Genomic DNA, 9,666 nt, shown 5'->3' with positions numbered 1-9,666 from the left:
ATTCATGGTGAGGTCGGTGCTCGCCGGCGCCGGCGTCTCGCCGCCGTCCCACTTGAGCGATCCGACGGGGGTCACGACAGCAGCCGTGCCGCACGCGAAGACCTCGACGATCTCGCCCGACGTGACCCCGTCGCGCCACTCGTCGATGGAGAACTTGCGCTCGGTGACGCGGTGCCCCATGGAGGTGAGGATCTCGATGATCGAGGAGCGGGTGATCCCCTCGAGGATCGTGCCCGTCGCCGGGGTCACCACGGAGCCGTCGGCGAAGACGAAGTAGAGGTTCATGCCGCCGAGCTCCTCGACGTACGTGCCCTCCTGGGCGTCGAGGAAGACGACCTGGTCGCAGCCGTGCGCGCTGGCCTCCTGCTGCGCGACGAGGCTGGAGGCGTAGTTGCCGCCGGTCTTGGCCGCGCCCATGCCACCCCGACCGGCGCGCGTGTAGTCCTCGGTGAGCCACAGGGTGACCGGCTTGATGCCGCTCTTGAAGTACGCGCCCGCGGGGCTCGCGATCACCATGAAGGTGACGTGCTGGCTGGGGCGCACGCCGAGGAACTTCTCGGTGGCGATCATGAACGGGCGGATGTAGAGGCTCTTCTCACCCTCGGCCTCGGGCACCCAGCGCTGGTCGACCTCGACCAGCGCGGCAGCCGCGGCGATGAAGTCGTCCTCGCTGAGCACCGGGAAGGCCAGCCGCTCGCTGGAGCGAGCCATGCGCTGCGCGTTGGCCTCGGGACGGAAGAACCACACCGACCCGTCCTCGTGGCGGTAGGCCTTCATCCCCTCGAAGGTCTCCTGCGCGTAGTGCAGGACCGCCGTGGCGGGGTCGAGCTGCAGCGGGCCGTACGGCTCGATCCGCGCGTCGTGCCACCCCTTCTCCGGCGTCCACTCCACCGTGAACATGTGGTCGGTGAAGAACTGGCCGAAGCCCGGGTTGGCCAGGATCTCGGCCAGTCGGGCGTCGTCGGTGGGGTGGGAGGTGAGGGTGGTGCGGATGTCCATGGACATGAAACTACTCGACCTTTCGGACAGCAGGGAGAGGTGGGCAAATACGACGGTGCCGGGCACGCTTCGCGCGAGCCCGGCACCGTCGGTGGATCGGTGTGGAGGCTCTCAGCCGGCTACTCGCTCGGCGACCGCATCGCCGATGGCGGCGGTGCCCCGCTTGACCGACGGGTCGCGCTCGGTGAGGTCGGCGATGACGGCCGCCTCGACACGCTGCGCCTGCTCGGTGAGACCCATGTGGTCGAGCATCAGGCCGACCGACAGGATCGCGGCCGTCGGGTCGGCGATGCCCTGGCCGGCGATGTCGGGAGCGGAACCGTGGACGGGCTCGAACATCGAGGGGGCGGTGCGGTCGGGGTTGACGTTGCCGGACGCGGCCAGGCCGATGCCGCCGGTCACGGCGGCGGCGAGGTCGGTGATGATGTCGCCGAACAGGTTGTCGGTGACGACCACGTCGAAGCGCGAGGGGTTCGTGGTCATGTGGATCATGGCCGCGTCGATGTGCATGTAGTCGGTGGTCACGTCGGGGAACTCGGTGCCGATCTCCTCGAACAGGCGCCACCACACCGAACCGGCGTTGACGAGCACGTTGGTCTTGTGGACCAGGGTGAGGTGCTTGCGCTCACGGCGCTGGGCACGGGCGTACGCGTCACGCACGACGCGCTCCACGCCGAAGGCCGTGTTGACCGAGACCTCGGTCGCGACCTCGGCGGGCGTGCCGACGCGCAGGGCGCCACCGTTGCCCGTGTACGGGCCCTCGGTGCCCTCGCGGACCACGACGAAGTCGACCTCGCCGGGATTGGCCAGGGGGGAGACGGAGCCGGGGTAGATGCGCGAGGGACGCAGGTTGACGTAGTGGTCGAGCTCGAAACGGATGCGCAGCAGCAGGCCGCGCTCCAGGATGCCGGGCGGCAGGTTGGGGTCGTTGGGCTTGCCGCCCACCGCGCCGAGCAGGAGGGTGTCCTGCTGCTTGAGCTCGGCCAGCACGGAGGCCGGGAGCACGTCCTTGGTGCGCAGGTAGTTCTCGGCGCCGAGGTCGTACTGGGTCTGCGCGAACTGGCCCGGGGCCACGGCCTCGAGGACCTTGAGCGCCTCGAGCGTGACCTCCTGGCCGATGCCGTCACCGGGGATGACACCGAGGTTGATCTTGGAGGAACTGGAGCTCGAAACGGGGGTCTGCGTCATGGCCGCGATTCTAGTTGTCGTCGGGACGCGGACCGCGGCTGTCCCGCAGGTCGAGCGCAGCCTGGACGGCGTTGCGGCCGTACGGGTTCTCGGGGTCGTGGCGGGCCGGGCCCCACTCGCGGGCTTCGGGGTACATGGCGTACATGGCGGTCTCCTGGGGCGGACCGGGAACGGTCCGCGGGACGAGGAACGGGTGGTGGGAACGGAGCATCAGCCGGCTCGACGGTGGACGTCGGGGCTGTGACTGCCGGAATCTCGACCAGGCGCTCCGGGACGAAGCGCACGTTCCTCGTGGATCACACGAGGGACCGGACCAGCGGTGCTGCGGATCGCGCCAGTTGTCGCTGGGCGATCGACCTGCGGAGCGCCTGGATCGAGATGGATCGAGGCCTGGGTGTCAACGCACGAACTCCGCGGCGAGGTGGCCTCGTTCAGGCCTCGCCGCGGCGCTCAATAAGTACGAAGACGCTACGCATGGTTCACCCACCATAGGTCGGCACGATTCCGGAAGGAATGGCGTCCACGGAATGGCCCACATGATGAGACGCCGGGGTCGGGATGTCAGACTCGACCTCCTCATGAGCGCTCCCCCCGAACTCCCCGACATCGTCCAGCGCGCCTTCGCCGTCTCGCGCAAGGCGGGCTACGTCTCGTTCTGCCGCAACGAGACCGGCCGTCTGCTGGCCGCCCTCGCCGCCACCCGTGGCGGCACCATGGCCGAGTTCGGCACCGGTTGCGGGGTCGGCACCGCGTGGCTGCGCAGCGGTGTGCGCAACGGCGCCCACATTCTGAGCGCCGAGCTCGACGCCAAGCTGGCCGAGGCAGCGCAGGAGATCTTCGTCGACGACGAGCTCGTCGACGTGCTGGCCGCCGACTGGAGCGTGCTGCGCGACAAGGGCCCGTACTCGCTGCTCTTCCTCGACTCCGGGACGCCTCAGGACGTCGGGGTCGACCAGATCGCGGACCTCGTCGAGCCGGGCGGCATCGTCGTTCTCGACGACTTCATCCCGTGCGAGATGTGGCCCCCGATCACCTTCGGCCGGGTCGACACCCTGCGTGAGCAGTGGCTCACCGACGAGCGTTTCACCGCCGTCGAGGTCATGGTCGCCTCGGACGCCTCCGTCGTCATCGCCACCCGGCGCTGACCCTGCGCTGACGGAGCCGGGCCTCAGTCGACCAGGCCCTCGCGGCGGGCGATGGCGGCGGCCTCCGTACGGCTGGAGGCCCCCAGCTTGGCCAGGATGTTCGACACGTGGACGCTCACCGTCTTCGTGGCGATGAACAGGTGCTTGCCGATCTCCCCGTTGGTCCGGCCGGCCGCCACCCACCTCAGGACCTCCCGCTCCCGGGAGGTCAACGGGGCCGCACCGCGCACGGCTCCCCGGGCGGCCGGGGCCGCCAGGTCGCCGAGGTCGTCCAGCACGGGTACGGCGCCCAGCCGGCGGGCGGTCGCCCGGGCCGCGTCGGCCACCTCCCGGGCCGCGCTCTGGTCCCCGGTCGCCCGGAGCACGGCTGCCAGACGTGCCCGCACGACGAGCAGCTCCGGCTCGTGACCCAGGTGCTCGAAGAGCGCCTCGGTCTCCCGCCACGACGAGACCAGCTGGTCCGCCCCGACGTCCGCTCCCCCGGCCAGCCAGGCCGCCCGCAGGGCCTCGGCCTCCAGCCGCTGCGACCACGCCCTGCCCTCCGGCCCCCACTCGCGGTGCGGCGGCAGGTGGGTGGGGACCGTGCGGCCGTCCTCGAGCAGACGCGCCACCTCGTCGAGCCGTGCCGACTGTTGAGCGGCACCCAACGAGCCCGGTGACCCCAGGGAGTCCGCGACCGCCTGCACCGCGAGTGCGGCGAGACGGACGCGGGCACCGAACCACTCGTGCCACGACCGGCTGAGCACTGCCACGGCGGCGTCGTACGCCTCCACCGCTGCCGCCGGGTCACGGCGCAGCGCCGCCGCCCCGATCTCGAGGGCCGACGCGTGGATGGCGACGAAGCCCTCCTCCGCCCAGAAGGCCCGCAGCCGGCGGGCTCGCGGGCCGACCTCCTCGCCGCGCCCCAGCGGGACCGCCAGCCGGAGGGTGAGCAGCATGGCTCGCGGGATCTCCGGCATCGTGCCGCCGCGCAGGTCCTCCGCCGCCGCGGTCAGCTCCAGGACCGTGTCCCACTCCCCGCGCAGGTACGCGACCCACGCGACCCGCCACCGCGACTCCAGCGCGTACGGGGACCAGGGGCGACCGCGGGCCTGGCCGGCCTCCATCGCACCGGTGAACCACCGGCGCGCCTGCTCCCACTCGGCGCGGTCCTCGAAGGACCTGCCCATCAGGTAGCGCGCCCGGAGCTCGGCATTGAGCGAGCCGGACGCGACCGCCCGGTCGATGGCGTGCAGCCAGGCGTCCTGCAGCGCGTCGGGCGAACCGTCGCGGTCGAGCCCGGTGAGGGTGATCGTGACGTCGGCGTCCACCGCGAGCAGGCCGTACTTCTCCGCGATGGCGACCGCCTCGGCGCCAGCGGTCCGCGCCTCGTCGAACTCGCCCTCGGTGGCCATGACGGCGGCGTGGTTGCCGAGCACGACGGCGCGGTCGTCGGAGTCCAGCGGCACCAGGGCCAGGGCACGGCGTGACACCTCGACCGCGTCGTGGTCGCCGTCGATCAGCAGCAGGGCCCTGGCCCACGCGCTCAGCAGCCGCGCCCGCGAGGCGTCCGGCACCTCGTCGTCCGCCAGCACCTCCACCTGGTCGCGGAGCACGGCGGCGGCTCGCTGCGGGTCCCCGCTCGCACTCAGGGCGTTGGAGGCGTGCAGCGCCACCACGGCGGTGTCCAGGCCGCTGCGCCGTCGCCGCTCGGGGTCTGCGAGCAACCGGAGCGCCTGCTCGAAGTGGCCGGCCGCCTCGGCGCTGCCCCCTACCGAGTACGCCTCCTCCCCCGCCTCCACGCTGGCGCGCACCGCGGTGTCGAGGTCGACGGCGAGGCGCGCGTGGCGGGCGAGCTCGGCTGCCGTGCCCAGGCCTCCGGACCGGAGGGCGCCCACGAAGGCCCCGTGGAGCCGGACCCGCTCACCCGGCAGCAGGTCGTCGTAGACCGCCTCGGCCAGCAGGGCGTGCCGGAAGCGGTAGGTGCCGGTGCCGGCCACGAGCACGTTGCGCTCCACCGCCGCCCGTACCGCCTCCTCGAAGTCAGCCGACGGCAGGCTGTCGGGAACCCCCGAGGCCGCCGCCAGCAGGTCGTGGGTGACCCGGCGGCCGGCGACGCTGGCCGCTCGCACGACCTCCCGCGCGCCGGCCGGAAGGTGGTCGAGGCGGACCAGGAGCAGGTCGGCCAGGTCGTCGGGCAACCCGTGCGGGCCGGAGGCGACCAGCTCCTCGACGAAGAACGCGTTGCCCTCGGCGCGGGCCACGATCGCGGACAGGTGGGACTCGGGCACCGGCTGGTCGGCGAGCACACCGACCAGGTCACGCACGGAGACGTCGGACAGCGGGTCCAGCGGCAGCCGCGTGACCTCCCGCAGCCGCGACCACTCGGCGACCTGCCGGCGCAGCGGGTGGCGGCGGTGCAGGTCGTCGGACCGGTACGAGGCGACGACCGAGACCTGGCCCGCGAACGGGCGGGAGAAGAGGAACCCGAGCAGGTCCCGGGTGGACTCGTCCGCCCAGTGCAGGTCCTCGACCACCAGCAGCGTCGGGGCCTGACGGGCCGCGGCCTCCAGGAGCAGGTGGAAGGACTCGAAGAGCTCGGTCCGGTCGGGCGCGGGCTGGGCAGTCTCGGGGGCGGCGTGCTGCAGCCGTACGCCGGGTTGGAGGCGCGACAGCGCGGGATGGGTCGCCGTCACCTCGGCGACCACGTCGGGCAGCTCGCTGGCCAGGCGGCCCACGACCTCGCTGAACGGGAGGAAGGGCAGGGCGCTGTCGCCGAAGTCCAGGCAGTGTCCGGCGAACACCTGCCAGCCCTGGGCGAGCGCCCGGTCCCGCAGCTCGACGAGCAGCCTGGTCTTGCCCGTCCCCGCGTCGCCGGAGACCAGCGCGTGCGTCGAGTCGGCCGGGTCCCTCGGAGCGGCACCCACGCCGAGCGCGGTGACGAGCGTGTCGAGCTCGCCGTCGCGTCCGACGAGCCTCGTGCTGCGTGCCACGGCCATGGGCGACATCATGTCGCGTTCCGGCTCCCCGCGGGGCACCGACAGCGCCCCGGGCGCTGCCGTACGGCCGGGACCCGTGCCCGAGGGGCCGGTCCCGGCACTCATCTCAGGCGCGGGCAGCGCGGCGGGAGACGCGGGTCTTGCGCGCCACCGTCAGGTCGGCGAAGCTGCGGCGGACCTGCTCGCGGCGGAAGTCGACCTCTGCCCGGGCCATGTCGGTGTTGAGGCTTCCCTCGTACATGGGGTTCTCCTTCCCTGGCGCCACCCCGGTGGTGACGACAACCCCTACGTTCGTCCTCTGAGGTAGGGCCACACATCGGCCATGTGCCTTAGTGCACGTGGCCTTGGCCACTCGGTGGAACCTGAGGTAGCCACCACCGGCCTGCTTGGATGGTGTGCGTGCCAGCCGTCCTCGAGGTCCGCGACCTGCAGCAGTCGTTCGGCGAGCACCGCGTGCTGCACGACGTCTCCTTCGACGTCCACGCCGGCGAGTGCGTCGCTGTCGTCGGCCCCAACGGTGCGGGGAAGACCACCCTGCTGCGGGCCGTGACCGGGGCCCGACCGGCGGACGGGGGCACCGTGCTGCTCCACGGCCGCCCGCTCGACGAGCGGGACCCGGACGTGCGACGGGCGATGGCCGTGGTGATGGACGACATCGACAACTTCCCCGACCTGAGCGTGGTGGAGCACCTGGACCTGCTGGCCCGCGCGCACGGCGTCGTGGACGCCGAGGAGCTCGTCGACACGGTGACGGCCGAGGTCGGGCTCACCCACCTCGGCGGACGCCTGCCGGGGACGCTCTCGTCCGGCCAGCGGCGCCGCCTCTCCCTGGCCAGCGCCCTCGTACGGCCCCGCTCGCTGCTGGTCCTCGACGAGCCCGAGCAGCGCCTCGACGTCGCCGGCGTCGAGTGGCTCGGGGACCGCCTGCTGGCCGAGAAGGCTGAGGGGACCGCGGTCCTCGTCGTCAGCCACGACCCACGGCTGGTCGAGCGGGTCAGCGACCGACGGGTGGAGCTGGTGGGGACGTGAGCGCAGACGGTCCGGCACCACGGCCCGTCGCCAGCACGGACACCGAACCGCCCGTCTCGGAGCTGCGCCGCCAGATCCGCGCCTGGCGGCGGCGCCGCGCGTCGCTGTCGTGGTGGGAGGCCGCCCAGGACGCGTACACGTACCTCTTCGCGGCGCTCGTCCTGGGAGCCATGTCGGCGAACGTCCTGTGGGGGCTGCGCGGCATGGCCGAGGCGGGTTGCACCGCCTCCTGCCTCGGGGTCCGGGCCGCCGCGCCGTGGTTGGCGACCGCCGTGGCCGCGACGGCGGCGCTCGGGGTCAGCCGCCTGCTGGGGCCCGTCTTCCAGTCCCCCGCGACGGGCAGCTGGCTGCTGTCGACCCCCGTCGACCGCGGCGAGGCGCTGAGGCCCTCGTTGCTGCGCGCCCTGGCGCTGGGGGCCGTCCTCCCCGCGGCGCTGGTGTCGCCCGTGGCCGTCCTCAGCGGTACGGACGCGCTCGGGACCGCGCTCGCGACCCTCACCGCGGCCCTGGCCTGTGTCGCACTGGTCGCCTTCGCCGCCGACCAGCAGCGACGTACGGGCTCGGCAGCGCGGTGGCTGACCTGGACCGGCGCCGTGGCGACCTGGCTGGTGCTGGCGTGGATGTGGCTGGCTCCCGCCCCGACCGCCCCCGCCTCGCCGGCGGTGTCGACCGCGCTCGGCGCCGTCCTGGTGGTCGCCTCCGGCGCGGCGGCCACTGTCCTGGTCGTGGTGGCGCTGCGCGGGCTGGCCGGTACGCCTCGCAGCGCCCTGGCACGTACCGAGAACGCCTGGCCCAGCCTGTCCGGCGCCCTGGCCACCATGGACCTCACCCTGACCTACGACGTGCTGCTCAGCCGACGCTGGGCGGCGGTGCCGGGCGTGCGTCCACGGCGCGGCGGGCCGCGCGGGTGGTGGTCGCTGGTCCACGCCGACCTGCGCCGCGTCGTACGCGCCCCGCAGCCCTGGTGGGTGCTCGTCGCCGCGTGCACCGCTCCCCCGGCGCTGGCCGCCGCGGGACTCGTGCGCGGCACCGCCACGTTCGCCGCGCTGGCCGGCTTCCTCGTGGGGACCAGCCTGATGTCGGGGCTGCGGGTCGTGTGCCGCACCCGGACCGTGGCCCGGCTCTACCCCTGGAAGGACTGGGCGACGCGTGCGGCGCACCTGCTCGTCCCGGCACTGGGGCTGGCCCTCCTCGGCGTTGCCACGGCCCTGTCCGTGGCCCCCGCGCTGGGGGCCGACGCGTGGCTGCTCGGCGCGGCCACCGCAGCGTCGGCGACGGCCGCGGCCTTCCACTGGGTCGCGGCACCACCGCCCGACTACGCGCGCCCGCTCCTCTCCACGCCCGCCGGCGGTCTGCCACCCGGCATGGTCGGCGGGCTGCTGAAGGGGTTCGACGTCTGGCTGCCGACCGCCCTGCTGCTGCTCGTGCCGGGCTGGGGCGCGGTCGCCTCCCTCGTACTCAGTCTCGGCGTCGTGCTGTGGCACGTCTCGGGCGCCTCTCCCCTGTCGGGGAGCCGAAGCTGAGGAGTCTGTGGGTCACCCTGTGACCCACAGACTCCGCTACCTCCCCGTGGTCGGCTCGGGGGTCGGCTCGGGGGTCGGCTCGGCGGGCGGGTCGAGGCGCACCAGCATCCACGGCAGCATGAGCTGGGTCAGCGGGCCGATGGCGAGCGCGTACAGGACGGTGCCCAGCCCCAGCGCCCCACCCAGCGCGAGTCCGCAGAGGACGACCGTCACCTCCAGGCCCGTGCGCACCGCGCGCAGGGACCAGCCCGTACGCCTGGCCAGGCCCGTCATCAGGCCGTCGCGTGGGCCGCGACCGAACTGCGCCCCGATGTACATCGCGGTGGCCAGGCCGTTGCCGACCACGCCGAGCAGCAGCAGGGCGACCCGCGCCGCGAGGCCGTCGGGGGCGGACAGCAGGAACAGCGTCGCGTCCGCGGAGGTGCCGATGAGCAGGGCGTTGGCGATGGTGCCGATGCCGGGCTTCTCCCGCAGCGGGATCCACAGCAGGAGGACCACGAAGCTCATCGCCACGACCGCCTGCCCGAGCGTGAGCGGGACGTGCCGGATCAGGCCGGAGTGCAGGACGTCCCACGGCGCGAGACCGAGCGTGCTGCGGACCATCAGCGCCAGCGAGACGCCGTACAGGACCAGTCCGACGATGAGCTGCGGCACCCGACGCCCGAGCCGTCCGGCACGGAGCTGCGCCACCGGCCCGAGGTCGAGCAGTGCGGCGGGGGCGGGAGTGGTGCGGTCGCGGGAGACCGGTCCGGGGAGTGCGTTCGTGCTCACCTCACCATCCTGACCCGCAAGTGGCATTGTTCT

The 9,666-nt window shown here is 73.3% G+C and carries 9 protein-coding genes; 3 read left to right on the top strand and 6 right to left on the bottom strand.

Annotated elements, in window-relative coordinates; all coding sequences use genetic code 11:
• The 3 genes from ACI379_RS10300 to ACI379_RS10290 form a co-directional block, all read right to left on the bottom strand.
• On the bottom strand, window positions 1–999 hold a 999-nt coding region (locus ACI379_RS10300), incomplete at its 3' end, for a branched-chain amino acid aminotransferase (protein ID WP_439791990.1).
• A gap of 111 nt (window positions 1,000–1,110) precedes the next feature.
• Window positions 1,111–2,187 (bottom strand): 3-isopropylmalate dehydrogenase, encoded by a 1,077-nt coding sequence (locus tag ACI379_RS10295; protein ID WP_439791989.1) that lies wholly within the window; start codon window positions 2,185–2,187, stop codon window positions 1,111–1,113.
• Window positions 2,188–2,197: 10 nt separating this feature from the next.
• The gene (locus tag ACI379_RS10290) at window positions 2,198–2,398 is read right to left on the bottom strand and encodes a hypothetical protein (protein ID WP_439791988.1); all 201 of its coding nucleotides are present in this window, start codon (window positions 2,396–2,398) and stop codon (window positions 2,198–2,200) included.
• A gap of 367 nt (window positions 2,399–2,765) precedes the next feature.
• On the opposite strand from ACI379_RS10290, the gene ACI379_RS10285 reads away from it, so the two are divergent.
• On the top strand, window positions 2,766–3,332 hold the full coding sequence (locus ACI379_RS10285; protein ID WP_439791987.1) for an O-methyltransferase: 567 nt from the start codon (window positions 2,766–2,768) through the stop codon (window positions 3,330–3,332).
• A gap of 23 nt (window positions 3,333–3,355) precedes the next feature.
• Here ACI379_RS10285 and ACI379_RS10280 read toward each other — a convergent pair whose 3' ends face one another.
• Both ACI379_RS10280 and ACI379_RS10275 read right to left on the bottom strand, forming a co-directional pair.
• Entirely contained in the window at window positions 3,356–6,415 is a 3,060-nt protein-coding gene (locus ACI379_RS10280) for a helix-turn-helix transcriptional regulator (RefSeq protein WP_439791986.1), read from the bottom strand.
• Between the two features lies 1 nt (window position 6,416).
• Window positions 6,417–6,551 (bottom strand): hypothetical protein, encoded by a 135-nt coding sequence (locus ACI379_RS10275; RefSeq protein ID WP_439791985.1) that lies wholly within the window; start codon window positions 6,549–6,551, stop codon window positions 6,417–6,419.
• Between the two features lie 149 nt (window positions 6,552–6,700).
• Here ACI379_RS10275 and ACI379_RS10270 point away from each other — a divergent pair, with 149 nt between their 5' ends.
• Entirely contained in the window at window positions 6,701–7,339 is a 639-nt protein-coding gene (locus tag ACI379_RS10270) for an ABC transporter ATP-binding protein (RefSeq protein WP_439791984.1), read from the top strand.
• Entirely contained in the window at window positions 7,336–8,862 is a 1,527-nt protein-coding gene (locus tag ACI379_RS10265) for a DUF6297 family protein (protein WP_439791983.1), read from the top strand. The genes ACI379_RS10270 and ACI379_RS10265 overlap by 4 nt, the downstream gene beginning before the upstream one ends.
• 36 nt (window positions 8,863–8,898) lie before the next feature.
• On the opposite strand, the gene ACI379_RS10260 is transcribed toward ACI379_RS10265, so the two are convergent.
• Window positions 8,899–9,633: a YczE/YyaS/YitT family protein gene (locus ACI379_RS10260; RefSeq protein ID WP_439791982.1), complete on the bottom strand. Its 735-nt coding sequence runs from the start codon at window positions 9,631–9,633 to the stop codon at window positions 8,899–8,901.
• Window positions 9,634–9,666 lie beyond the last annotated feature (33 nt).

Source organism: Nocardioides sp., assembly GCF_051876515.1.
In the GTDB taxonomy this organism is placed as follows: Bacteria; Actinomycetota; Actinomycetes; order Propionibacteriales; family Nocardioidaceae; genus Nocardioides.
This window is presented reverse-complemented; position numbering and strand designations above follow the sequence as displayed.

What these genes read in the sequence shown, in the direction of transcription:
- ACI379_RS10295 (WP_439791989.1), bottom strand. Translation starts at nt 2,187, where the DNA reads ATGACGCAGACCCCCGTTTCGAGCTCCAGTTCCTCCAAGATCAACCTC.
- ACI379_RS10290 (WP_439791988.1), bottom strand. Translation starts at nt 2,398, where the DNA reads ATGCTCCGTTCCCACCACCCGTTCCTCGTCCCGCGGACCGTTCCCGGT.
- ACI379_RS10285 (WP_439791987.1), top strand. Translation starts at nt 2,766, where the DNA reads ATGAGCGCTCCCCCCGAACTCCCCGACATCGTCCAGCGCGCCTTCGCC.
- ACI379_RS10280 (WP_439791986.1), bottom strand. Translation starts at nt 6,415, where the DNA reads ATGAGTGCCGGGACCGGCCCCTCGGGCACGGGTCCCGGCCGTACGGCA.
- ACI379_RS10275 (WP_439791985.1), bottom strand. Translation starts at nt 6,551, where the DNA reads ATGTACGAGGGAAGCCTCAACACCGACATGGCCCGGGCAGAGGTCGAC.
- ACI379_RS10270 (WP_439791984.1), top strand. Translation starts at nt 6,701, where the DNA reads ATGGTGTGCGTGCCAGCCGTCCTCGAGGTCCGCGACCTGCAGCAGTCG.